Source organism: Pseudomonas sp. NFX15 (genome assembly GCF_049132105.1).
GTDB lineage: Bacteria > Pseudomonadota > Gammaproteobacteria > Pseudomonadales > Pseudomonadaceae > Aquipseudomonas.
In genome coordinates this window covers 1-23,377 of the sequence record NZ_JAFMPV010000047.1, presented here as the reverse complement: position 1 = coordinate 23,377, position 23,377 = coordinate 1, and the positions used below count along the sequence as shown (strand labels likewise).

General features: G+C 61.9%; 17 protein-coding genes and 1 pseudogene. 4 read left to right on the top strand and 14 right to left on the bottom strand.

What is annotated here, in order from left to right; genetic code table 11:
- Window positions 1–56: 56 nt before the first annotated feature.
- The 4 genes from J1D76_RS27530 to J1D76_RS27515 are packed head-to-tail and all read right to left on the bottom strand — an operon-like array spanning window position 57 to window position 5,183.
- Complete coding sequence (locus J1D76_RS27530; protein ID WP_421141503.1) at window positions 57–1,643, bottom strand: ABC transporter substrate-binding protein; 1,587 nt, start codon at window positions 1,641–1,643, stop codon at window positions 57–59.
- Window positions 1,644–1,647: 4 nt separating this feature from the next.
- The gene (locus J1D76_RS27525) at window positions 1,648–2,856 is read right to left on the bottom strand and encodes an LLM class flavin-dependent oxidoreductase (protein ID WP_421141502.1); all 1,209 of its coding nucleotides are present in this window, start codon (window positions 2,854–2,856) and stop codon (window positions 1,648–1,650) included.
- A gap of 15 nt (window positions 2,857–2,871) precedes the next feature.
- On the bottom strand, window positions 2,872–4,095 hold the full coding sequence (locus tag J1D76_RS27520; RefSeq protein ID WP_421141501.1) for a lipase family protein: 1,224 nt from the start codon (window positions 4,093–4,095) through the stop codon (window positions 2,872–2,874).
- Window positions 4,096–4,109: 14 nt separating this feature from the next.
- Entirely contained in the window at window positions 4,110–5,183 is a 1,074-nt protein-coding gene (locus J1D76_RS27515) for an ABC transporter substrate-binding protein (protein WP_421141499.1), read from the bottom strand.
- 533 nt (window positions 5,184–5,716) lie between these two features.
- Between J1D76_RS27515 and J1D76_RS27510 the strand changes: the two genes are divergently transcribed.
- Window positions 5,717–6,799, top strand: coding sequence for a sigma-54 interaction domain-containing protein (locus J1D76_RS27510; protein WP_421141498.1), 1,083 nt, complete (start codon window positions 5,717–5,719; stop codon window positions 6,797–6,799).
- Window positions 6,800–7,143: 344 nt separating this feature from the next.
- Window positions 7,144–7,440: a DUF6124 family protein gene (locus J1D76_RS27505; RefSeq protein WP_421141497.1), complete on the top strand. Its 297-nt coding sequence runs from the start codon at window positions 7,144–7,146 to the stop codon at window positions 7,438–7,440.
- 167 nt (window positions 7,441–7,607) lie between these two features.
- On the opposite strand, the gene J1D76_RS27500 is transcribed toward J1D76_RS27505, so the two are convergent.
- The 6 genes and pseudogenes from J1D76_RS27500 to J1D76_RS27475 form a co-directional block, all read right to left on the bottom strand.
- Window positions 7,608–8,639: a phosphotransferase enzyme family protein gene (locus J1D76_RS27500; RefSeq protein WP_421141495.1), complete on the bottom strand. Its 1,032-nt coding sequence runs from the start codon at window positions 8,637–8,639 to the stop codon at window positions 7,608–7,610.
- Window positions 8,640–8,649: 10 nt separating this feature from the next.
- Window positions 8,650–9,930, bottom strand: a complete 1,281-nt coding sequence (locus tag J1D76_RS27495; RefSeq protein WP_421141494.1) for an aspartate aminotransferase family protein — start codon at window positions 9,928–9,930, stop codon at window positions 8,650–8,652.
- Window positions 9,923–11,236 (bottom strand): amino acid permease, encoded by a 1,314-nt coding sequence (locus J1D76_RS27490; protein WP_421141493.1) that lies wholly within the window; start codon window positions 11,234–11,236, stop codon window positions 9,923–9,925. The genes J1D76_RS27495 and J1D76_RS27490 overlap by 8 nt, the downstream gene beginning before the upstream one ends.
- A gap of 396 nt (window positions 11,237–11,632) precedes the next feature.
- The gene (locus J1D76_RS27485) at window positions 11,633–12,886 is read right to left on the bottom strand and encodes a methyl-accepting chemotaxis protein (RefSeq protein ID WP_421141505.1); all 1,254 of its coding nucleotides are present in this window, start codon (window positions 12,884–12,886) and stop codon (window positions 11,633–11,635) included.
- A 144-nt stretch (window positions 12,887–13,030) separates the two neighbouring features.
- A pseudogene (locus J1D76_RS27480) lies at window positions 13,031–13,540 on the bottom strand (cache domain-containing protein); the annotation flags it as partial.
- Window positions 13,541–13,813: 273 nt separating this feature from the next.
- Window positions 13,814–15,136, bottom strand: coding sequence for a hypothetical protein (locus J1D76_RS27475; RefSeq protein ID WP_421141492.1), 1,323 nt, complete (start codon window positions 15,134–15,136; stop codon window positions 13,814–13,816).
- Between the two features lie 451 nt (window positions 15,137–15,587).
- Here J1D76_RS27475 and J1D76_RS27470 point away from each other — a divergent pair, with 451 nt between their 5' ends.
- Together J1D76_RS27470 and J1D76_RS27465 are read left to right on the top strand one after the other, a co-directional pair.
- Window positions 15,588–15,977, top strand: coding sequence for a c-type cytochrome (locus J1D76_RS27470; protein ID WP_421141491.1), 390 nt, complete (start codon window positions 15,588–15,590; stop codon window positions 15,975–15,977).
- A gap of 133 nt (window positions 15,978–16,110) precedes the next feature.
- Complete coding sequence (locus J1D76_RS27465) at window positions 16,111–17,601, top strand: aldehyde dehydrogenase family protein (RefSeq protein ID WP_421141490.1); 1,491 nt, start codon at window positions 16,111–16,113, stop codon at window positions 17,599–17,601.
- Window positions 17,602–17,766: 165 nt separating this feature from the next.
- On the opposite strand, the gene J1D76_RS27460 is transcribed toward J1D76_RS27465, so the two are convergent.
- From J1D76_RS27460 to J1D76_RS27445, 4 genes are all read right to left on the bottom strand, one after another.
- Window positions 17,767–20,154: a DUF3772 domain-containing protein gene (locus tag J1D76_RS27460; RefSeq protein ID WP_421141489.1), complete on the bottom strand. Its 2,388-nt coding sequence runs from the start codon at window positions 20,152–20,154 to the stop codon at window positions 17,767–17,769.
- Window positions 20,155–20,267: 113 nt separating this feature from the next.
- Window positions 20,268–21,698: a heavy metal sensor histidine kinase gene (locus tag J1D76_RS27455; protein WP_421141488.1), complete on the bottom strand. Its 1,431-nt coding sequence runs from the start codon at window positions 21,696–21,698 to the stop codon at window positions 20,268–20,270.
- Window positions 21,695–22,366: a heavy metal response regulator transcription factor gene (locus tag J1D76_RS27450; RefSeq protein ID WP_421141486.1), complete on the bottom strand. Its 672-nt coding sequence runs from the start codon at window positions 22,364–22,366 to the stop codon at window positions 21,695–21,697. Before J1D76_RS27450 ends, J1D76_RS27455 begins: the two co-directional genes overlap by 4 nt.
- An 84-nt stretch (window positions 22,367–22,450) precedes the next feature.
- Complete coding sequence (locus J1D76_RS27445; RefSeq protein ID WP_421141484.1) at window positions 22,451–22,708, bottom strand: DUF2790 domain-containing protein; 258 nt, start codon at window positions 22,706–22,708, stop codon at window positions 22,451–22,453.
- Window positions 22,709–23,377 lie beyond the last annotated feature (669 nt).

Below are 23,377 nucleotides of genomic sequence, written 5' to 3'. Positions count from 1 at the left end.
AACGGCCACCATTGCCATCGCCGGCAAGCCGGCTCCTACAGGTCGGTGGTGTCTGGTTATGCCGTGTCTTTCAACCAGAGCTTTTCAAAGCGCCAGGTGCTGAACAGCGACTCTTCGGCCGCCGCGCCACCGACGCGGTTGGCCACGCTGTCGAGCAAATCGGCGTAACCCCAGATCAACATGCCGCCGCGTTCGTACTGGATCTGCTGGACCTGGTGGACCAGGGCCTTGCGCTTTTCCAGGTCGGGCTGGGCCATGGCCGCCAGAAACAGCTCGCTGAACTGCGGATCGTTGAAATGGGTCTTGTTCGATACGGCAAACGGCGCGTCGGTGTGAATCGCGCTGGCCAGGAATGGCGCGCCGATGCTGCCGCCGGTGCTCAACGTCCAGTCGTTGCGTTGCGGTCCCTGAAAAGTGGCCAGATCAACCTGCTTGACCTTGAGGGTCACGCCAATGCGCTTGGCCTGTTCGGCCAGCACCAGCGCCGAAGTCAGCCCCGGCCCCGGGGTCGTCACCAGTTCCAGTTCGAGGTTTTCATGCCCGGCTTCCTTGAGCAGTTGCGCCGCACGCTGCGGGTCGTGAGGGCGCGGCCCCAGGGTGTGGTTGAAGGTGGGATCGCTGGGTGCGTACAGGTCATTGGCCACACGGCCTTGACCGTTGAGCGCCCGGCGTACCAGTTCCTCCCGGTCAGCCAACAGGCGGAATGCCTCGCGTACCCGTGGGTCGTTGAATGGCGGTTTGTCGAGGTTCATGTCGAACGACAGCCAGTTGCCGGTCACCGATTTGACTACTTTGAGTCGTGGATCGCGCTGCAGTACCTCCAGCTGTTCGGTGGGCATCACGTTGGCCATGTCGATCTGTCCGGAACGCAGGGCCGCCAGGCGCGACACCTGATCCTTGAAGTCGATGATTTCCAGCTCATCGGCGTACGGCTTGCCGTCCTTGTAGTAATTCTCGAACCGCGTGAACAGTGATCGCTGACCCGGGGTGAAGCTTTTCAGTTTGTAGGGGCCGGCGCCCACCGGGTTGGACACCGGGTGATAGTCCACCGGCACGATCCCGCCAAAGCTGACCCAGGTCTCCGCCAGCGGCATGTAGCTGCGGCCTTCACGAAAGTTCAGGCGCACGGTGCGCGAGTCGAGCTTGACCAGGTTGTCGCGGTCTACCCAGTGCAACAGCGCGGCATAGGGCGAGGCCAGCTGCGGGTCGGTGAGACGGCGGATGGAGAAAATCAGGTCATCGGCGTCGATGGTCTTGCCATGGTGGAATTCCAGGTCAGGGCGCAGGCGCAGGGTCCAGCTGCTGGCATCGGCATTCGGCTCGGCGAACTCGGCCAGGGCCAGGCGCGGCTGCATCTGCTCGTCCCATTCCCACAGCTTGCTGTACAGCGCAAAGCCGCGAACGATACCGCTGCCAATGGGCTTGTGCGCGTCGAGGTTACCGCTCTGGTTACCGTCGAGAATGCCCAGGCGCAGACGTCCGCCATAACGCGGATTATCGTCGGTGGCGACGGCCACGGCCGGTTTGTCGTCGCTCGGGCCGCAGCCGGCAAGCAGTCCGCCACCAAGCAGCAAACCACCGCCCAGCAGCGCGCTGTGGCCGAGAAAATCCCGACGGCTGAATAATGAGTGATCGTCGCTCATGGCATCAGGCTCCGGCCGGGCCGTTGGCGGAACGCAGCTCCAGCGGCGCTTCTGACGGGCGACTCAGCTGGACGCGCTCAGTGCGAAAGTGCGGGAGGATGTGTTCGCCCAGGCGATAGGCTTCTTCCAGGTGCGGGTAGCCGGCGAGGAAGAACAGGTCGATGCCGATGGCGTTGTACTCGCGAATTCGCGCCACGACATTTTCGTAGCTGCCCACCAGCGCGCAACCGGGCGGAATGCCGATGTAGCCGAAGCCGGTCCAGACATTGGGGTGGATGAAAAAGTCGTCGAAGCCTTGGGTCTCGGCCTTTTGCGCGAATTCGCTTTCGTAGCTGAGCTTGCGCGCGGTGCGCAGACCGGCATGGGCCGCCACAGCCTTGACCGCGCCCCTGGCGATGCCTTCGTCGAAGAAACGCTTGGCTTCGGTGCGGGCCAGTTCCTCGGTCTCCCGGGTGATGACGTCGATCGACAAGCCAAAACGAATGTCGGTGCGCCCGTACTTCAGGGCACGCTCGCGAATATCGGCAATCAGCGCGGCAATTTCATCCGGATGCTCGGCGCGCATCAGGTAGAAGTCGGCGTGTTTGGCCGCGAACTCCCGGGCCGGGATCGATGAACCGGCGGTGCAGATCAGCGGCAGTTCGGCCTTCTTCAATGGCCCGCGCAAACCACCGCCTTCGGCCTTGTAGAACTTGCCCTCGTACTGGAAGTTCTCGTTGTACCAATAGCCCTTGACCACGTCCATGAACTCGATGGCCCGTTCATAGCGCTCATCGTGGTCGCTGAAGTCGCCGACCTGGCGCTGAATCGCGTCCGAGCCGCCGTTGATGATGTTCCAGACCAGGCGATTGCCAGTGGCGCGCTGATAGGTCGCGGCTTGCTGCACCGCCACCCACGGCGTGTAGTGATAGGGCTGGAACGCCGTGACGAATTTCAGCGTGCGGGTTTCCCGGGCCAGCAGCGAGCAGACGGTCCAGGGTTCTTCGCCCGAGGGTGCGTTGACCATCAGGGCGCCGCCGAAGCCATTGATCTCCGCGGCCTTGGCGATCTGCCCGAGATAATCGATATAAGTGAAATGATCACCGACGCTGAACGCCGAGACCGCGCCGGTACTCGGGCCGCCGCGATGCCAGTCGCCACGGTTGCGCGGGTCGCCGGGGAGGAACTGGGTTTCGCCGTGAAGAGGCAGGCGGGTGAAGAATTCAATGCTCATGTCGAACGCTCCGTCTCACTGCACGCTGGGGCTGCAGATCGGGCTGATGGGCTGGTCGTTGATGACCTTGTGGGCGAAGGGCACCGAGTCCTTGAGCGAGGCGTTGACCGTTTCGCTATGGCCCAGCCCTTTGTAGAGATGGCCTTCGACCACCGAACCGGTTTTGCAGGCGTCCTGCATCAGCGCGACTTGAGTCGAGGCCGCCGGGGTTTTGTCTTCGGCACCGGTGCCGATGAAAATCGGCTGGGCCAGTTTCAGCGTCGGGTAGGACACCTGTTTCTGCCACCGGGCAAGCTGGTCGCCCTTGTAGTCTTTTTTCGCATTGGCCGGGGTCAGGCCGACACCGATCACATCGCTGACCAGCGCCGCCAGGCAACTGGTGCGGGCCTGCTCGAACAGTGGCAGGGCCTTGTCGGTGTAGAAATCCCTGGGGTTGATGCTTGGGTCGTACTGCTGGGCAGCCAGCAAGGTGTAGAAGCCGTAGGCGAGGGAGGCATCGACTTTGTCCGGGTCCTGTTCACCGACGTTTTTCGCCCCCACGGTGTAAATCACGCCGGTGCCGATGCTGCCTTTGACGCCGAGGCCGGGCGCATAAGTCGGGGCATAGGCCGCCGAGGCGAATGCACCCGCGCCGCCCTGGGACTGACCGACGATCAGCACCTTGTTGGCCAGCCCCGGAACACCGGCGACCACGGCCTTGGCCGCATCGAGAATGCCGTAGGCGGCCATGCGGTTGTTCAGCAACGGGTGGCCACCGGGTACGCCGAGGCCCTGATAATCGGTGGCGACAATGGCATAACCTTCGTCCAGCCAGCGGCTGAGGTACTGCACGTCGCGATAGGACCGGCCTTGCCAGGACGGCGCACAAACGTCCGCGACACCGACCGTGCCGTGCCCCCAGCTGGCGACCGGCCAACCACCGGCGGGCGCCGTGCCCTTGGGCAGGAACAACGTGCCGGAGACCACGATCGGGGTCTTGTTATCAATGCCGTCGGTTGAGCTATAGAGAATCCGCTGGGCGCTTGCCGCGTTGGGCAGGCTCAATGTCTTTTCCAATGGCTCGCTGCGCAGAAGCTTGCCCGGTGTGGCAGGAATCACCTCTTGCCAGGTGTAGAACGCCGAGACTCGGCCATCACCTTGCAGCGGATCGGGTTTCGGCGCGTGTGCACCCGCGGCCATGGCACTCATGGACAGCGCCAGGACACTCAGGCCGAAGGCGAATTTATGCGGCAGTTTCATCAGGAATTCCCTATTCATGGATTGTTGCTGACCTGGCCACGCAGGGCCGGCCAGTAGTCGGTGAGCTTCAGATCGATCAGCGCCTGGTTGGTGAAACCGGTGGCCAGCGATGGGGTGATGTCGTAGTTGTCGCGAATCAGGTGATTGGCCAGGGCGTAGGCGGTCAGGGCCTGGTAATGCGCCTTGAGTTGCTGGTCGCTTTTGGGTGCCCAGCGTTCTTTCCAGGCCACGGGATCGTTCAAGTCATCACGACGCAGCACGCTTTCAGCGGTGCCGGCGCGGGAGGAAAATTGGTAATAGGCGTCTTGATTCTGTTCCTGGGAAATCCACCACGCCGCCTTGACCCAGGCCGTCGCCAGTAGCTGCGTGATGTCCGGATGTTGTGTGACGAAACTGTCGGTGCCCCAAAGATCGGACACCAGGCGCCAGTCATTGGCACCTTGCTTGGTTGACCAGATAATCTTGCCCACGCCTTTGTCTTCCAGGGCATAAGCCTCGCTGAGCAGCACCGCCGCATCCACTTTGCCGGCGGATACCGCCGCCGCGCCCACTTGCGGATTGAGGTTGGCGATCTTGAAGTCGTCGAGCTTCAGGCCCTTGCTGGCGAGGAAATTGCTGAAGGCGAACTCCCATGGACGACCGCGATGCAGGGCCAGGCGCTTGCCCTCGAGCTCTTCAATGCTCTTGGCCGCGGAGCCGGCCGGTACCACAAGGTAGATGTTGTTGCCGCTGCCACCCGGGACGATCAGCTTGCCCGGCACGCCACCCGCGCCGGCGATCACCGAGGGCAGGTCGCCGCGTACGGCGAAGTCGATGCTGTTGTTGCTGAAGCCTTCGTTGATCTGCGGACCGGCGCCGGCGTGGGGCAGGGCGATCCAATCAAGTTTCACGCCGCGCTGACTCAGTTGCTGTTCAAGCCAGCCATCCTCGATCACCCGGCCGGCGATACCGCCAAACACCGGCTTGCCACCCTGCGTGTAGGCAACGATGGCGATCTTCACCGAAGCCGGTGCCTGTTCGGCCAGTGCAGTGGCACTGAGTATAAAACCGGTCAATGCGACCAGGCTGTTGCGCCAGAAACGGTTCATTGAAATCTCCCTGAGTCGACTGTAGGAGCCGGCTTGCCGGCGATGAGGCCTTCGAGCTTGCAGCGCGTTTGCGGACGCCATCGCTGGCAAGCCAGCTCCTACGAAAAACCACGCGGCACACCCTGCCCTTGTAGGAGCCGGCTTGCCGGCGATGAGGCCTTCGAGCCTTGCAGCGCAATTGCGGACGCCATCGCTGGCAAGCCAGCTCCTACAGGTGCGTGTTGTGGATAGGTTGCAGCGGTGTCTGTGTGTTTGTGTTGGGAGGGGAGAGAGCAGATTGCATGCCATAGCATGAGAAAATGGCTGCAGGTCTTGTACTACGGGGCTTCTAGCGGGAAGGCCGGTCTCGCTGATGGGTGGCGGGTGCTGATTGGCAAGCAAGGTGATGCTTGCCAATTGCTGCTCTGGCAGCAGACCAGGAGCAACTGACTGGCATATTCATATTAGGAATATGTAAATACTAATTAATAATTTTTTAGTCTAACAATCTTCATGCACTATTGAGCACGCGCTTTTACTGCCAGGAATGCACCATGTCGCTGATCACTCATCCAAACGCTCGCGAACTGACCAAGTCGGTCCGGGCCACCGTCCTGGTGTTCAAGGACCCGCGCTCCCAGGAACTGCTCAGCCGCATCGAGCGCCTGGCTCCGAGTGAAGCCAATACGCTGATCATTGGTGAAACCGGAACCGGCAAGGAACTGGTCGCAAGGCATATCCACCACCTGAGTCGCCGGGGGCGTGAACCCTTTGTTGCCGTCAACTGCGGTGCGTTTGCCGAAACCCTGGTGGAAAGTGAACTGTTCGGCCATGAAAAAGGCGCGTTCACAGGCGCTACCACGACCAAGGCCGGGTGGTTCGAAGCCGCGAATGGCGGGACGCTGTTCCTCGATGAGATCGGTGATCTGCCGTTGAACATGCAGGTCAAGTTGCTGCGGGTCTTGCAGGAGCGAGAAGTGGTGCGCCTGGGGTCGCGCACCCCGATTCCAATCAACGTACGCCTGGTGGCCGCGACCAACGTCAACCTGGCGGATGCGGTGGTTGCCGGGCATTTTCGCGAGGATCTTTTTTACCGTTTGCACGTCGCCACGATTCGCCTTCCGCCCTTGCGCGAACGGCCGGGAGACATCCTGCCGCTGGCTGAGTTTTTCCTCGAAGAACATTGCCAGCGACTGGGCTACAACCGCGCCACTTTGAGTATCGAGGCGGAACGCAAACTGCTCGAGCACAGTTGGCCGGGCAACATCCGTGAGCTGGAAAACTCGATTCACCATGCCTTGCTGGTGTGTCGCAATCAGCGGGTCGCTCCGGCGGACTTGCACCTGGTGGACATGCGCTCCTCGGGCATCCGCCATGAGCAGGAGCAGGCGGTGCAAACGGGCCATGCCGTTGCCGGACCGGTAGATCTGGAGACGGCGCTCAACGCACTGTTCGAACAGAATATTCCAGACCTGTATGAACACATCGAGGAGACCATCTTTCGCGCAGCTTACCGATTCTGCCATGGCAACCAGTTGCAGACCGGACGGTTGCTGAACATCAGCCGCAATATCGTTCGGGCGCGGCTGGAAAAGATTGGTGAGCTGAACAAGCCATTGTCGGTCGGGGAGTCGTGAGCATGTTTAACGGCTGTAGGCGTAATGTCCTGCAAGCTACAGCACCTTGCGGCATTGCCTACAGCTACGCCAGAATCCGCCGGCTTGTGCGCCTTGGAGGCCATCGGTAACTTGGTCCGCGTCACTGATTCCCAGTGATCGGGTTTAGCAGCCCGTGGTGACTTGAAGCGTATTGGCAGTCCAGACAGTCAGGTATTCCCCATTCCTGCACTTGATGGCAGCTGTGCGCAGGGCGTCTTCGGGCGCGCCGGTTTCGTGTCTCCCCGGTCTGCTAACCTGCGTACAGCCGCCACCCATCGTTTAGCAGCGAATCGGGGACGGCTCCTCGTTTTGGAGACCGACCCATGACAAAGATTACCCCGGACCCACCGCCAAACGACGCTTGCCCCAACCCGGCCCTGCACATCATGGCCACTTCGCACACACCCTCCGCACTGTTCTCCATCAACCCCGACATCGACACTGAAACCCTGCTGGCCCACGCCTGCGAATCGCTGGCCTCGGCGAATGTCATGGTCAACGACCTGGCGGGGTTTCTGGAGGGCACGCACCGCAACACCCTGCTGGGCATCGCGCAAGTGATCATGCTGGGGGAGTTGGCGGTGAATCGGGCGTTGGACAGGCTTGACCCACCCCAATAGCGACTCTTGAGGCAGAAGGTCATCCTGTGGCGAGGGAGCTTGCTCCCGCTGGGCTGCGTAGCAGCCCCAAAATCAGCAAATGCGGTGTTTCAGATGTACCGCAATTACAGGGTTTACGACTGCTGCGCAGCCGAGCGGGAGCAAGCTCCCTCGCCACAAATGCGTCGTTACTGTTGCAAATACTCGCGAGCCAACACACACGCCCGCTCAATCAACATCGGCGCCATTTCAATCGCCGTCGGCGTGCCTTGGCGGGTGTGAATCCAGCCAAGATACGTGGTGCCGCGCAGCATCAGGAACAGTGCCAACGTCTTGCGATCGGCCTCGGTCAACGGTTTGACCGCGTTATAGCCGTCGAGCAATGCGCCCTTGATCTGCTCGTAGCGCGGATCGTCCAGGCAGAAGTACAACGCCGTGGCCAGCTCGAACATGTGCCAGCCAAACCCGGCATCGTCGAAGTCGATCAGGCGCAACTGCGGGCCTTCGATCAGCAGGTTTTCCGGCACCAGGTCGGCGTGGATCATGCTGAAGTTGCCCAGGTGCCGACCGTACTGACGCAAGTCCTTGCGTGCAGTACGGCGCGCCTGTTGCAGCAGATCACGTTGCTCATCGCTGAGTTGTTCCAACTCCCAGAACCGTCCCCAGAACGGGTTCGGGCCAATCAGGCCTTCCTCGTCCCAGGCATGCCGAACAAACTCGTCAGGCTGCTGCCATTGCGCCGAATGCAGGTGAATGCGCGCGGCAATCGCTCCCGCCTCGTTGAACAAAAAATCGATTTCGGTATCGGCCTGCACCCCGGCCTCGGACGTGCCGGCGGTGGCGCCCGGCAGCCAGGCGAGCATGTCGATGTGACGTGGCTCGCCGATGGCGTGATGGGTGACTTCGATCAGATGGCTTTGATCCTGCGAACGGATGATGTGCGGCACCGTGATGCCGGCGCCGGCCAGCGCCTCCATCCATTGCAGCTCGGAGCGCAACGCCGCTTCGCAGTGGTAGCCGTTGCGATGGATGCGCAGCGCCACCCGCTGACCATCGTGGCGGCGGGCGGAGAACACTGCGTTCTCGCGGAATTTCACCAGTTCAATCTCGGCGAAATCGCCTTCCCATTGCAGCAAGGCATGGCGCGCCAGGTCATGCAGACGGGCGACTTGCTGGTCATGGCTCAAGGTAGAGAATGCAGGGCTGTGGAATTCAGTCATGGCAAAAGCCTCAAATCGCGCTGAGCGCGTTGTCCAGCGTGTCAACGAACAGGTCGGCGTGGTCGCGGCCGAACACCAGCGGCGGGCGCAGCTTGAGAATGTTGTCGCCGGCGCCGATCTTGCTGATCAACACGCCGTTCTCGCGCATGTCATTGACGACCTTGCGCGCCTCCAGCCCGGCCGGTTCCTTGCTGTCGTGGTCGCGTACCAGCTCCATGGCGAAGAACAGTCCCTTGCCGCGCACGTCGCCGATGATCGAATGCTTCTGGGCCAGCACTTGCAGGCGCTGTTGCACATAGGCGCCGACGTTTTGAGCATTGAGCAGCAGTTGCTGCTGTTCAATCACATCCAGCACCGCCATGCCGACCGCCGCTGCCACGGGCGAACCGCCGAAGGTGTTGAAGTACATGGCGTGACGGCCGAACGATTCAACCAGCGCCTTGTGGGTGATCAACCCGGCCAGCGGATAGCCGTTACCCATCGGCTTGCCGAGGGTGACGATGTCCGGCACCACGCCGTGGGCCTGATGGCCCCACAGGTGATCGCCGGTGCGGCCGAAACCGGACTGCACTTCATCGGCGATGAACAGGCCGCCCGCCGCGCGAATCAACGCGGCGGCCTTGTTGACGAAACTGGCCGGTACCCGTGGCAGGCCTTCGTTGGCGAACAAGGTATCAATCAGCAGTGCGGCGGGGCGAATGCCCTGGGCTTGCATCGAGGCAATCGCTGCCGCGATGTTGGCGGCGTATTGCTCGGTTAGTTGTGCCTCGGTGGTGCCGGCCGGTGCCCGGTACAGGCACGGGATCGGCACGGCGCGGGCATGGGCGGCGAAGGGTTCCGGCGAGGGCAGGGCGGTGGTCACTTCGGCCAGCGACGCCGAGTTGCCGTGGTAGTTGTAGTCGCTGACGATGATGCCGGTGCCACCACTGGCGAACCGTGCCAGGCGCAGCGCCAGTTCATTGGCTTCGCTGCCGGTGCAGGTGAGCATCGCAGTGTCCAGCGGCTCGGCGAAGGTCGCGGTCAGGCGCTCGGCGTAGCGCACCACGTGTTCATCCAGGTAACGGGTGTGGATGTTCAGCGTGGTGGCCTGACGGTGCATGGCCTCGGTCACGTGAGGGTTGCAGTGACCGACGCAAGGCACGTTGTTGTAGACGTCGAGGTAGCGTCGGCCATCGACATCAAACAACCAGACGCCTTCGCCACGCACCAGGTGCAAGGGTTTGTCGTAGAACAGCGGCGAGGCGCTGCCGAGCACGCGATGGCGGCGTTGCAGGAGAGTCTCTTCAGGCATGGTCCGGTACCTCAATGGCGGTGGTGCGACGGTTGCGCAGCAGGTAATTGACGATGGACAGGGTGAAGGTTACGGCCAGGGCGATCAGCATTAGCATGTCGAGCTGGAAGCAGGCGGCGATCACCACCAGCGTCAGGGCCAGGCCCAGCCACGCGACCAGTTTGCCGCCGGCCAGAGTGAATGGCCGTGGCAGGTTCGGTTGATTGCGCTTGATGTGCAGGTAGGCGCCGAAAATGAACAGGTAGCAAACGTTGAGCAGCAACACGACCGCGAGCATCACGGTGGCCGGGTCTACGGTGGACATTGGCAGGCCGATCACGGCGATCAGCAACAGCGCCGGGTAAGGCGTGCCGCGTTTGCCGGTCTTGCCCAGCCACTGCGGGAACAAACCGTCGCGAGCCATGGCGAACAACTGGCGAGAGGCGGCGTAGACCAGCGAAAAGAACGTCGCGATCAAGCCGAACACCGCGCCGCAACCAATCACCTTGGCCAGCCACGAACCTTCGCCGAAGGCGCTGTTGCTGGACATCGCGGCGTACAACGGGTCACCGGCCGAGCCGACCAGATCGACGCCACCGGCACCCGGTGCGCACACCAGCACCACCAGCGCCGTCACCAGCAACGTACCGATGGCCGCGAGAATCCCGCGAGGCATGGTGCGGCCGGGGATATCCGCTTCTTCGGCGGCCGAGCCGGTTTGTTCGACGGTGATGAACAGCCAGATCGCGAAAGGCACGCAAGCGAAAATGCCGGCGAGGCTCACGGGTGTTGCGACGGTGGCTGGCAGTTTCATCAGGTTGGCCAGTTCGACATGGGGCGCCATGGCCACGCCAAAAGTGAGCAGGGCGACTACAGCGATCACACCGGCGATGAAGGTCAGGCCCATGGCTTCACCGACGCCGCGCATGTGGATGCCGATGATGATCGCGAACAAGGCGATCTTCACCGGCCAGCCACCGAGGCCGAAGATTGATTCGGTGTAGGCGCAGATGAAGGTGGCCGCCGCACCGGTGCCGATGGTCAGGGCAATCGCGCAGGCAACGCCGACCAGATAACCCACGAACGGGCCGAAGGCACTTTGCGCATAGACGAACACGCCGCCAGCGCTGGGCAGCGCGGTAGACAGTTCCGCCACGCACAGCGCCAGGCCGCCGCAGAGCAAGGCCATCAACAACGTGGCGATCAGCATGTTCAGCCAGCCACCGGCGGCCAGTCCGAAGTTCCAGCCGGAAAACTGCCCGGCCACCACCAACGCAATTCCGAGGCCGGCAACCTTTGGCCAGCCCAGCGCACTTTTCTTAAGCACAGACGTCTCCCGCGACCCGAAGGCCGATTTATTGTTTTAGTGAGAAATGGAGGGGTTCAGCGTTGCATTGCAGGGCACCCTGGAGCGGGTTGTGCCCCGAGGACGGCTTTGATACTACGCCCGGGCTATGGCGCGGCAGGTGTGTGCGCATGCCATGTCATTGAGTGTGGGTGCCAGATTCACCCCGGTTTTTTTGAGCGCAAAAGAATCCTGTAGGCGCTGGCTTGCCAGCGAAGGCGTCGTGTCAGGTGGGAGGGATGTTGGAGCTGATGGCCTCTTCGCTGGCAAGCCAGCTCCTACAGGGATCGGCGGTGTGCATGGGGGGTTATATGTGGCACACATCCAACTGTAGGAGCCGCCTTGCCAGCGAAGGCGGCCCATCAGGCCGCCTCGATCTCAGATCCGAAAGCTCCCCACCAACTGATTCAATCGTCCGGCCTGCTGCTCCAGCTCGGTACAGGCGCGCAAGGTCGATTGCAGGTTCTCCACCCCTTGTTGGTTCAGGGTGTTGATCCGGGTGATGTCGACGTTCAACGCCTCGACCACCGCGGTCTGTTCCTCGGTGGCGGCGGCGACGGACTGGTTGACGTTGTCGATCTCGCCGATGCGTTGGGTCACGCTGCCCAGGCGGGTGCCGGCGAGGTTGGCGATGGTCACGCTTTCTTCACTGTGGCGCTGGCTCTCGGTCATGGTGGTGACCGATTCACGGGCGCCCACTTGCAGCTCTTCGATCATCTGCTGGATCTCCAGCGCCGAGGTCTGGGTGCGTCCGGCCAGGCTGCGCACTTCGTCCGCGACCACCGCAAACCCGCGACCCGCTTCACCGGCCCGCGCCGCTTCAATCGCGGCGTTGAGCGCCAGCAGGTTGGTCTGCTGGGAGATGCCCTTGATCACTTCGAGGATCTGCCCGATGTTCACGGTCTTGTCGTTGAGCACTTCGATGTTGGCGCACGAGGCGCTGATCTTGCCGGACAATTCGTTCATCACCTCGATCGTGCGTTCCACCACCTGCCGTCCATCCTCGGCCTGTTGCCGGGCACTCGAAGCCTGTTGCGAGGCATCGGAGGCGTTGTGGGCGATCTCCTGGGCGGCGGCGCCCAACTGGTTAATGGCGGCCGCCACGCTGTTGGTGCGAGTCGATTGATCGTCGAAATTGCTCAGCGACGAATTCGAGGCATTGAGCACCCGACGTGCGCCTTCATTGACGCCCTGGGCGGCTGAAGACACCTCGCGGATCGAATGGTGGATACGCTCTACAAAACGGTTGAACGCCGTCGCCAACTGGCCGATTTCATCGCGCGATTGCACTTGCAGGCGGCGGGTCAGGTCGCCTTCGCCGAGGGAGATATCCTCCATGACCCGGGTCAGCACTTGCAGCGGCCGGGTGATGCGCAATGCCGTGTACCAGATCAATAGCGGGCCGAGCAGGGCCGAACCGCCACCCAACAGCAATTCCAGCGCTGTGCTTTGCACACCTTGGGCATCGAGTTCTTTCTGCAAGGTGGCCACCGGCGCCAGCAACACACTTTGCGGTACACCCACCAACACACCCCACGGTGCAGCACCGGCAATCGGCGACAGCGGCTCAAGCACCTTGATTTGCTGCGCGTCGACAAACACCTTCGGTTGGCCCTGATGCAGGCTGTCCATCACCTCGGCGTTGTCCATCGGTTGACCGAGGCGCTTGACGTCCTGGCTACTGGCCGAGATCACCCCGCGCGGGCTGACGATGCTGATCTGACCGTTGCCATCGAACAATGCACGGGCACTGGTTTCGCTGTTCTGTTGTAGGGCAGCGAGGTTGATGTCGAGCCCGACCACCGCGATGACCTTGCCGTTTTCCAGCAGCGGGAAAGCCACGCTGGTCACCAGTTTTCGACTGCCGGAGGCTTCATCGAAATACGGCTCCAGCACACAGGCCTGGCGCGTGTCGCGGGCACAGGTGTAGAAAGCGTTGTAGGGTGCGCCGCTCGGCCCCGGCTCAGTGTTGGCGAGCAGGCCTTCGTCGCCGATCACCGCTTGCAGTTCGCCGGGTTTGCTCTGCACCCAGTATAGGGCAAAACGTCCGGTTTCATTGCTGCCCAGTTCTGCCTGGTTGGCGAAGCCGGCGTCGGCACCGTCGAGTCCGTCAGGTTCGAAAATGACATAAAGCCCGAGCAGGTCGGGCTTGTCGATCAAGGCTTGATGAAGCTGGGTACTCAGCTCCTGGCGCAGTTGTTGGCGGCTCAGGCTGCCCTTTTGTTGCAGCTGTCGCAGGTACAGCAAATAGCGCGACAGTCCCTGGCCATATTCGTGGGTCTGCATGAACGTGCGTTGCACTTGCATGGCCTGGACTTTGCCCAGGGCCTGCATGTGCTCCTTGGCCGCATTGGCCAGCATGTCACCGCTGGCCTCGGCCACTTGCTGGCTGCTCTTGTGGGTCTGGTACAGCGACAGGCCCATCAGCAAACCGACGACCAGCAACAGGCAAAGACCGGCGAGCAGGGCGATCTTGCTCTGGATCGTCAGGAGTGTCTTGTGCATTGGAAATACCTTTTTCCACGTGGGCAATGACAGCGCCATTGCCCACGACCGAGGTTAGAAACCGGTGACGAACAGCAGTTGGGCGTAGACGTTCTGGTCGTTGTTACCCAGTTGCGTGCCGCCGTTTTCAGCGCTCTTGTCCGGCTGGTAGATGCCCACCAGCGGCATCACGGTCAAATGGTCGTTGACGTGCCATTCGGCATACAGGTCGACTTCGTGGCCGTCGGTATTGCCCAGGCTGCGGTCGATGGTGTCGTAGTGGAAATACAGCGCACCGAGGTTCAGGTTCTCCAGCGGCGTGACTTTCATCCCGACGTTCTGGATCCGCGAATTGCTGTTGAACGGCCCGGCGTAGTTGCCCGCCACTTCACCCTGGAACCAGGTGCCGTAGCCACGGCTCATGCCATAGAACAGGGTGTCGTAGTTTTCCGAGAAGCGGCTGTAGCGGTAGCTGACGTAGGGGGTCCAGGCCGCGTCGGCGAAGGTCCAGCCGGCTTCCAGGTACCAGGCGTCTTCATTGGAGGCGTGTGGTTTGTCCTGCTCGGCATATTCACCGGACAGGAACAGGTTTTTCACGCCGGCATTGCCGGTGGCGCGCACGCTGTAGGTCTTCATGCCGTCGCGTTCAAGTTGCAGCGGGGAGGCGTACTGCTCGTCGATGTCGGTGGTCTTGATGTAGGTCAGGCCGACCGTGCCGGCTTCGGCCACGTGTTCCAGGGTGCCGACGTACATTTCGGTCTTGGCCTGGGCGCGGTTGTCGGATTTGAGCCACATCAGGTCGCTGCGCCAGCCTTCCTTGCCACCCAGGCGCAACACCGCCGTCTCGTCGAAGTCTTTTCGTGCTGCCAGGTAGTAAGAGCCACCGCGGTTGAACTCGCCGTCGGCCAGGCCCTTGCCCATGTTCAACGCGTCGCCGTCAATCAGGAATCCGTCTCCGACCACTACGTTCTGGCGGCCGAAGGACAGGTCTACACCGTCCTTGCCCAGCGCGCCAAACAGGTCAGCCGATTTCCAGCCCAGGTAGGCGTCTTCGAACTTGGTGGTGCGTTCCGAACCATCGCTGAAACCGGCGGCGTCGCCGTCGCCCCAGGTGCCGGAGCTGAGCAGGTTGCCCGCGCCGTAAGCGGTGCCCGCACCGCCCAGGCCGTGGTCGAAACTCAAACCGTATTTGATGTAGCCCTCGCGCCACGACGACGAACCTTCGTCGAGACGGCCGGACAGGGCGTAATTTTCCTGGCTGTGGAAAATGCCGAACGCGGCTTCGAGGGTGGCGTTCAGGTGGCTGTCGTCATTGGCGTAGAGTTCGTAGGCACCGGCATGGCTGGCACTGATCATCAACGCGAGCGTCGAGAGACGAAGCAAGGGGGACTTGAGCATGGTGTGGCATCCGTTCTTGTTCTTGAGCGCAGGTTTGCGGTCTGCCCGGATACTAAGGCGCGCCCTTCGATTGCCCTTTTCCCTGTTTGCCAATTAGTTGGTTGTGCATGCCAGATTGCATGGCGCGTTGCCACGTCGGCAGGTTTTGGTGCGTGGTTCGGCTCGTTGCGCAGTTATCGCGCACCCTTGGGGCGCGATGGCGCGGCGCTTTGTGGCGAGCAAGGGCCGGTTTGGCGTTTCGTCCGGTGAGTACCGCAAGCGCTATATCAACTGAACGGCAACACCTGCGCGATTTGGCACAACCGCCAACATAACTGGCACGCAGCGCAAAGCCTGCGTGCCAACGACCACCGACAATCGCTCCCAACCTGCCGAAGCACCGTTGCCTCGGCGTTTTTAGTGTTGGCGTTCGTCTGCTGGCGAGCGCGTGGATTTTCAAGGTCGTTTTCCTATGGTCACTTCGCTGCGTTTGTCCCTCTTTGGTTTGCTGTCCTTCACCCTGGTCCAGGCGGTGTCCGCTGCCGAGTGCGGCCCGGATACCCGTCGGGGTGCCGAAGTGTTTGCCACCGAGTGCAGTGTTTGCCACGCGGTGACCAAGGGCACCACCGGCATGATGGGGCCGAACCTGAACGGCGTGGACGGACGCAAGTCCGGTTCGCTGGCGGGGTTCAGCTACTCCCAAGCCATGCGTGACAAAGACATCAGTTGGCAAGCCGAGACCATCGCGCAATTCATCACTGCACCCCAGGCCTACGTACCCGGCACCTACATGCCGTACATGGGCCTGGCCTCCGCCGACGATCGTCAGGCGGTCGCCTGCTACCTCAAAGAACAACATTGATCAGCCGAATATCGGACTGATCACCACCCCTGAAGGCGCTGGCTTGCCAGCGAAGGCTGTCTTGAGCCTTGCACCGCCCGCCGCTAAGCCTTCGCCAGCAAGCTGGCTCCTACAAATGAATGAAAGGTGAATCATGAGCAACGTTGAAATCCTGGCCCAGGTGGCTGCATTCCTCGAACGCCAGCACGGCTGCTTTATCGACGGTCAGTGGGTCTTGGCCGAGGGTGAGCGCATCGCCGTGGTCAACCCGGCCACCGGGCAAACCCTGTGCGAAACCCTCGACGCGCCGCTGGACATCGTCGAGCGCGCCGTGCAGTCGTCGCACAGCGCCTTCAAATCCGGCGTGTGGTCGGGCCTGCGCCCGGCGGACCGCGAACGTATCTTGCTGAACTTCACCCGCCTGGTAGAAGAAAACGCCGAAGAACTGGCCCAGCTGGAAACCCTGAGCCAGGGCAAATCGATCAACATGGCCCGCGCGCTGGACCTCAACGCCACCGTCGAATTCATGCGCTACATGTCCGGCTGGGCGACCAAGATCGAAGGCCAGACCTTCGACGTGTCGATCCCGCTGCCGCCGGGCGCCAAGTTCACCGCGTTCACCAAGCGTGAGCCGGTTGGCGTGGTGGTCGGTATCGTGCCGTGGAACTTCCCGCTGCTGATCGCCGCCTGGAAACTGATGCCGGCTCTGGCCACCGGTTGCACCGTGATTATCAAACCCGCGATGGAAACGCCGCTGACCGCCATGCGCCTGGCTGAGCTGGCGCTGGAAGCGGGCATTCCGGCCGGCGTGTTCAACGTAGTCACCGGTGGAGGTGCTTCGGTGGGCGGTGTGCTGACCTCGCACCCGCTGGTGAGCAAGGTGTCGTTCACCGGTTCCACCGCCGTGGGCAAGAGCGTCGGCGTGGCATGCATGGCAAACATGACGCGTTTCTCCCTGGAACTGGGCGGCAAGAACCCGATGATCGTGCTCGCCGATGCCGACATCGAAAAAGCCGTGCAGGGTGCGATCCTCGGCGGTCTGCTGAACAACGGCCAGGTCTGCGCCGCCGCGTCGCGCTTCTACGTGCATCGTTCGATCCACGACCCGTTCGTCGAAGCCCTGGCCGCCGCTGTTTCGGCAATGCCGATTGGCGCAGGCATGAACTGCGAGGCCGCGATCAACCCGCTGGTGTCGCGCAAGCAACAACAGAGCGTGCTCAAGCACATCGAACTGGCTCGCCAGGAAGGCGCGCGCGTAGTGACGGGTGGCGAGTTGCTCGAAGGCGACGGTTTCTTCGTGCAGCCGACCATTCTGGCGGACATCGACCACACCATGGCCGTGGCCCGTGAAGAAGTGTTCGGTCCGGTGCTGGGTGTGATGCCGTTCGACGACGAAAACGCCGTGATCAAGCTGGCCAACGACAACCGCTACGGCCTGGCCGCCAGCCTGTGGACCAACGACCTGAGCAAGGCCATGAACCTTGTGCCGCGCATCGAGGCCGGCACCGTATGGGTCAATGCCCACGTGCTGCTCGACCCGGCGATGCCGTTCGGTGGCGTCAAGCAATCGGGCATGGGCCGCGAGTTTGGTCGTGCGGTGATTGAGGCTTACACCGAACTCAAGTCGGTGTGCATCGCCCATTGATCCACCTGTAGGCGCGAGCCTGCTCGCAAAAAAATGCCAGAGAATACGGTCTTGTAGGAGCAAGCTTGCTCGCGAAAAGCGTTAAGAACATGCGGCCTGTCAGGTATGTCGCGTTATCGTTGACGACCTTCGCGAGCGGGCTCGCTCCTAAAAGGGGCAATGTGTTCAGGCTGCCGGGGGCGGTTTCGCCAGTTCGATCCCGGCGGCGCCCAGCCGCTTGAGAATCTCGAACAGCAGCTCGCTCTTGATCGCGCCCACCGTGCGCGGGCTGCCGACATAACCGGTGATGGTCAGGGTGATGCCATCCGGTTTCAGCTGACTGAAACGCAGGAACGGCGCCGGTTTATCCAGGATCGACGCATGTTCGGTGTAGCTGTCCATCAGCAGGTTTTGCACCACTTCCGGATCGATATCCAGCGGGAACATCAGCTCCAGAATCACCACGCCCTGGGCGCTGCCGCCGAGGGTGACGTTGCGCAGGTTCTGCGAAATCAGGTGCGAATTGGGCACGATCATGATCGAACGGTCGGCCAGTTGTATTTCCGTGGCCCGCACGTTAATCCGCCGAATATCGCCTTCCACGCCACTGATGCTGATCAGGTCGCCGACCTTCACCGGGCGTTCGGTCAACAGGATCAGGCCGGAAATGAAATTCTTCACGATCTCTTGCAGACCAAAGCCGATGCCCACCGACAAGGCACTGACGATCCACGCAAGGTTAGTCCACTTGATCCCCAGCGACGACAGCATCAACAGCACCACGGCGGCATAGCCGAGGTTGGCAAACAGGGTGCTGAGCGAGGCGCACATGCCGGGGTCCATCTCGGTTTTCGGCAGGAACTCACTGTCCAGCCAACGCCGCAGCGTGCGAATCAGGTAGACACCAATCAACAATGTCAGGACGGCATGCAGCAGGTTATCCGGGACGATGTTGAGCTTGCGCAAACCTTCGCCGCCGAGGATGGACAGGGTGTTGGTGACCAATTGCCCGAACGTGGTGCCCACGCCACCGACAAACAAGGCAATGATGCCGATCAGCGTCAGTGCGGCACGGCCTGCGCCGGACAATACGGTGCAAATCTGTTCCAGTCGCGGATTGCCAATACCGAGCAGCTGTTTAATCGCCTTGCCGGTGGGCTGGCGGGGTGAAAAAACGTAGTCGCAGGTGTCCCGGTAGACCTGTGTGAGCAGGTAGAAACCGGCGACGATGATGAAGATCCAGACCATTTCATAAGTGATGAACCGTGCGAGCGTCACGTAGCCGGTCACCAGGGCGAGAAACGACACCACCACGGCAGCGCCGGTGAAGGTGTAGATCAGGCCGGCGAAGGTGGTGACGCCTTCGGGCGCTTCCCCGGCGACGATCAGTTCCCGGCGGGTCTTGCTGACGCGCAACAACAACGCACCGATCACCAGGGCGGCGACCAGTGCCACGATGCCCCGGCCGAGCAATACCACGTCGGCACTCATGCCCGTGACATTGCTCATTTGCACCAGGGTCACCAGCACCAGCAACAGGCTGGCCAGCAGCCTGGGATAGGGCGCCATCGCCAGCGCTACCGGGTCGGCAATATCGGGCAGGCGCCAGGAGGGATGTTTGATCGACAGCAGTGCGCGACTCAACCCGGTGATCAGCACGCAGGTGTAGGCCAGCTTTTCCAGGTACTGCACCAGGTCAGCCAGCAGCGCGGTGTAGGGCATCTGGCGAGTCCCGGCAAAATGCAGCAGTTGCAGGGCGATACCGGCGGTCAGCACCGTCGCCAGCACTGACGCCAGCGCAAGCGAACTGCGCCGCAACCGCCCCTCAGGCATGCGATGAATGCACAACCACGCCAGCGCCCGGCCGGCGAGCTTGCGCCCGACGGTCCAGATGGCCAGCGCCAGCACCAGCAGCGCGGCGGTGATCCCGCGTTGCCCGGGCTGCCAGGCGGCCTGGTGGACGGCGTCGAGTTGCTGGATCAGGGCGATGAAGCGTTGACGGTCATCGATCGGCAGGTCGAACAGCGGCGACCAGAAGCGTGGGTTGAGGATGCTGTTGGTTTGCTGGGTCACCTCGGCTTCCAGCATGGAGCGGCGGATACCGGCGATCTGGGTGATCAGCTCGGCGGCACTGATTTTCAGCGCCGCCAGGGTTTTGAGCTGGTTGTCGATCCTGCCTTTTTGCTCGCTCAGGAGGTCTCGTTGCGTGGCAATCGCAGACGTCACCAGTGCGTTCTCATCGTGTGGAACGGGGCCCAGCACGTTGAGTTGCGCTTGCAATTGCGCTTGCCCTGGCAGCAGCGCTGCCGATTGCCGATCAACCTCCTGAATGAGCGTCTGCACCTGGTCCTGCGCGCCTTCCAGCTGCGTGTAATTGCTGGCCAGCGACACTTGTTGCTTGAGGTTGTTGAGCTGAGTCTGCAGTTCGAGCAGTTCGCTGTCGGACAGGCTCACCGGTTGGGGAGCCAGCGCGGGAGCAAGGGAGTCGGCCATCGGCGCCGCCGACAGCTCACCGGCGTTCGCCATCAGCAGCGCGAAAGCAATGTAGATCACTGACTTCCATGCATGGCGCATCGGCGAGCTCGACGGTTGGTCACTTAGCCTATGAGGGTAGGCCATGACACGAAAAGTCGTGGGCTGTTTGGTCGGATGCGCGGTCGTTGTTGGGCCGAGGCCACGCACAAGCGCTATTCATGTTGCTGGCGCGCCGGGAAGAACAGCTTGAAGCAAGTCACGCCGTCGGCACTGCTGACACTGTAGGCGCCGTTGTGCAATTGCATGATGGTCGCCACGATCGACAGGCCCAGGCCATTGGATTGAGCCGAGCGCTCGCGGGACTCATCGACCCGGTAGAAGCGTTCGAACAATCGAGGCAAATGCTGGGCCGGGATGGTCTGGCCGTGGTTGCGCACTTGCACCTGGACGCCGTCGACGGTTGGCCTGGCGTGGATCACCAACTCGGAATGCGGCGCGCCGTACTTGATGGCGTTGGCGCAGAGGTTGGCCAATGCCCGACGCAGGAGCATCGGTTCGGCCCAGATCAGGCCGTTGCCGCGGGCATTGATGCAGATTCCGACGTCTGTCGCCGGGCCTTCGAAGTAATCGGCCATGCGCTGCATTTCGTCAGCGGCGTCCAGCTCCTGACGCTGGCGCAAGGCACTGCGCGGATCGGTGCGAGCAAGGAACAGCATGTTGTCGAGCATCCGCGCCAGGCGTTCGAGTTCCTCGACGTTGGATGCCAGCAACTGCTGATAGGCGTCGGTGCTGCGGTTTTGCTGCAAGGCCACCTGGGTTTCGCCGAGCAGGTTGTTGATTGGCGTGCGCAGCTCATGGGCCATGTCGGTCGACACCTGGCCCAGTTGCACGAACCCCTTGTCGAGGCGGTCGAGCATGGCGTTGAAGGCATCGATCATCGGCAACAGTTCCAGCGGGGCACCGTGGCTGTCGAGGCGTTCGTTGAGGTTGCCGACGTCGATGCTCTGGGTATGCCGCGCCAGGCGCCGCAGCGGCAGCAGGCCGCGATGCACCAGCACATACCCGGACAAGGCCAGCAAGATCGCCGCCACCGTGGCGAACAGATAGACATTGAACCGGTAGTCGGCCAGCACGGCGGTGCGTTCGGTCATCAGTCGTCCGGTGACGACCTGCAGGCTGCCGAGGTCCCCCGAGTCGATGGTCGCTGCCAGGGCGGAAAACGGCACGCCGTTGACGTTGGGCAAGTGCTGCACATCGTTCAGGACCAATCGATGGTCCATGGCCACCGGGGTCAGCACCGGCATGTTCAGGTTGCCGGGGTTGACCACCAGCAATGGCGGTTGGCCAGGCGTGCCGATGGTCAGCAGGGCTTCGCGGTTGCCCATCATGTTTTGGAACAGCGCCGGCTTGGCCTTGATCAGGTCTAGGGTATTGCTGTCGTTGAGGAAGGTGCGCAACTGGTCGATGCGAGTGATCAGCGCAATGTCGTCGCGGCGGATCAGCTCGCGTTCCAGGTCGCGGTACAGCGCGACGCCCAGCAATGCCAGCGAGACAAAGGCGAGCAGGGCGAACACCAACGCCAGGCGCAGGGTCAGGGAATGGCTGAGCCGGGTGGCGGAGCGCAGCGGCGCCATGGCGTTCATGGTTGCGTATCGAAGCGGTAGCCGACGCCGCGCACGCTGTGGATCAGCTTGAGCGGGAACGGATCGTCGATTTTCAGGCGCAGGCGGCGCACCGCCACATCGACCACATTGGTGTCGCTGTCGAAATTCATGTCCCACACCCGCGAGGCAATCATCGAGCGCGACAGCACTTCGCCCTGATGGGTGGCGAACAGGTGCAGCAGGGCAAATTCCTTGTTGGTCAGGGTGATGCGGTTGCCGGCGCGGCTGACGCGACGCTTGAGCACGTCGATCTGCAGGTCGTCGACGTGCAGGTGTTCTTCTTCGCGGGTCGGACCGCGACGCGTCAAGGTGCGCAGGCGCGCCACCAGTTCGGCGAAGGAAAACGGCTTGATCAGGTAGTCGTCGGCGCCGAGTTCCAGGCCTTTGATGCGGTCGGCAATGTCGTCCCGGGCGGTGAGGAACAGCACTGGCGTATCGGCTTCCTTGCGCAAGCGGCGCAGGACTTCCCAGCCGTCCATCTTCGGCATCATGACGTCGAGCACGATCACGTCGAAATCGTGTTCCAGGGCTTGATGCAAGCCATCGACGCCGTTGCGCGCCAGGCTCACGGTGTATCCGAGTTCCTGCAGACCGTTGAGGAGGTAGTTGCCGGCTTTGGGTTCGTCTTCGACTACGAGGATGTTCATCGCAAGCTGCCTGTTTCGGTCGGGCTACGGGGGCGCATCAGTGGCGCAAGTGTAGCCCGATCAGCGCTGAGGGCAGGCATCCACTCAGTTCTCGCCAAGGCAACTGATGCCCTGGACCTGATAGTCCAGTTGGTGCTCGCGGCCCTGATGGTCGAGGTAGTTGAATTGCGCCGGCACGATGCCGCACTTGCCGCTGAGATCGGTCATGGACAGGACCTTGGCCACGTCTACCGGGACATAGAAGCCGTCCTTGTCGTGGATGATCGGTGAGGTGGATTCAGTGGCGGCAAACGCCGAACCGGTGGCGAGCAGCGCGGCAACGCCAAGGAGCAACATTTTCATGACCAATCTCTCTCTGCAAGGGCGGGGTGGCTGCCGGTGGTTGGCCTGACAGTGAGTTCAGGCTAACGGGGCGATGCGCACAGCCGACCAACAGCTTGATTACAAAGTTGTAATGAAAGCCGCCATCGAGCTTCACCACATCAGGAGCTGGCTTGCCAGCGAAGAGGCCGTCAGCTCCAACGCCCTTGTCGTCTGATACACCGCTTTCGCTGGCAAGCCAGCTCCTACAGTTTTGCGGGGCCTATCAGATATGTGAACACCGCCAATCCCTGTAGGAGCTGGCTTGCCAGCGAAGAGGCCGTCAGCTTCAACACCCTTGTCGTCTGATACACCGCTTTCGCTGGCAAGCCAGCTCCTACAGTTCTGCGGGGCCTATCAGATATGTGAACACCGCCAATCCCTGTAGGAGCTGGCTTGCCAGCGAAGGGGCCGTCAGCTTCAACACCCTTGTCGTCTGATACACCGCTTTCGCTGGCAAGCCAGCTCCTACAGTTCTGCGGGGCCTATCAGATATGTGAACACCGCCAATCCCTGTAGGAGCTGGCTTGAAGTGGTCCAGTTTTTTTAGACCATTCTGTAGGAGTATTACGCCGCTAGCTTTTCAAAGATGGCTGGCGGCAGGTTGTTCGAGGCGGTGTGACAGCGTCTGTGGTTGTAATGAGCGATAAA

Excerpts from the sequence above, each read along its gene's own strand:
- J1D76_RS27530 (WP_421141503.1), bottom strand. The coding sequence starts at position 1,643 with ATGAGCGACGATCACTCATTATTCAGCCGTCGGGATTTTCTCGGCCAC.
- J1D76_RS27525 (WP_421141502.1), bottom strand. The coding sequence starts at position 2,856 with ATGAGCATTGAATTCTTCACCCGCCTGCCTCTTCACGGCGAAACCCAG.
- J1D76_RS27520 (WP_421141501.1), bottom strand. The coding sequence starts at position 4,095 with ATGAAACTGCCGCATAAATTCGCCTTCGGCCTGAGTGTCCTGGCGCTG.
- J1D76_RS27515 (WP_421141499.1), bottom strand. The coding sequence starts at position 5,183 with ATGAACCGTTTCTGGCGCAACAGCCTGGTCGCATTGACCGGTTTTATA.
- J1D76_RS27510 (WP_421141498.1), top strand. The coding sequence starts at position 5,717 with ATGTCGCTGATCACTCATCCAAACGCTCGCGAACTGACCAAGTCGGTC.
- J1D76_RS27505 (WP_421141497.1), top strand. The coding sequence starts at position 7,144 with ATGACAAAGATTACCCCGGACCCACCGCCAAACGACGCTTGCCCCAAC.
- J1D76_RS27500 (WP_421141495.1), bottom strand. The coding sequence starts at position 8,639 with ATGACTGAATTCCACAGCCCTGCATTCTCTACCTTGAGCCATGACCAG.
- J1D76_RS27495 (WP_421141494.1), bottom strand. The coding sequence starts at position 9,930 with ATGCCTGAAGAGACTCTCCTGCAACGCCGCCATCGCGTGCTCGGCAGC.
- J1D76_RS27485 (WP_421141505.1), bottom strand. The coding sequence starts at position 12,886 with ATGGACAGCCTGCATCAGGGCCAACCGAAGGTGTTTGTCGACGCGCAG.
- J1D76_RS27475 (WP_421141492.1), bottom strand. The coding sequence starts at position 15,136 with ATGCTCAAGTCCCCCTTGCTTCGTCTCTCGACGCTCGCGTTGATGATC.
- J1D76_RS27470 (WP_421141491.1), top strand. The coding sequence starts at position 15,588 with ATGGTCACTTCGCTGCGTTTGTCCCTCTTTGGTTTGCTGTCCTTCACC.
- J1D76_RS27465 (WP_421141490.1), top strand. The coding sequence starts at position 16,111 with ATGAGCAACGTTGAAATCCTGGCCCAGGTGGCTGCATTCCTCGAACGC.
- J1D76_RS27460 (WP_421141489.1), bottom strand. The coding sequence starts at position 20,154 with ATGCGCCATGCATGGAAGTCAGTGATCTACATTGCTTTCGCGCTGCTG.
- J1D76_RS27455 (WP_421141488.1), bottom strand. The coding sequence starts at position 21,698 with ATGAACGCCATGGCGCCGCTGCGCTCCGCCACCCGGCTCAGCCATTCC.
- J1D76_RS27450 (WP_421141486.1), bottom strand. The coding sequence starts at position 22,366 with ATGAACATCCTCGTAGTCGAAGACGAACCCAAAGCCGGCAACTACCTC.
- J1D76_RS27445 (WP_421141484.1), bottom strand. The coding sequence starts at position 22,708 with ATGAAAATGTTGCTCCTTGGCGTTGCCGCGCTGCTCGCCACCGGTTCG.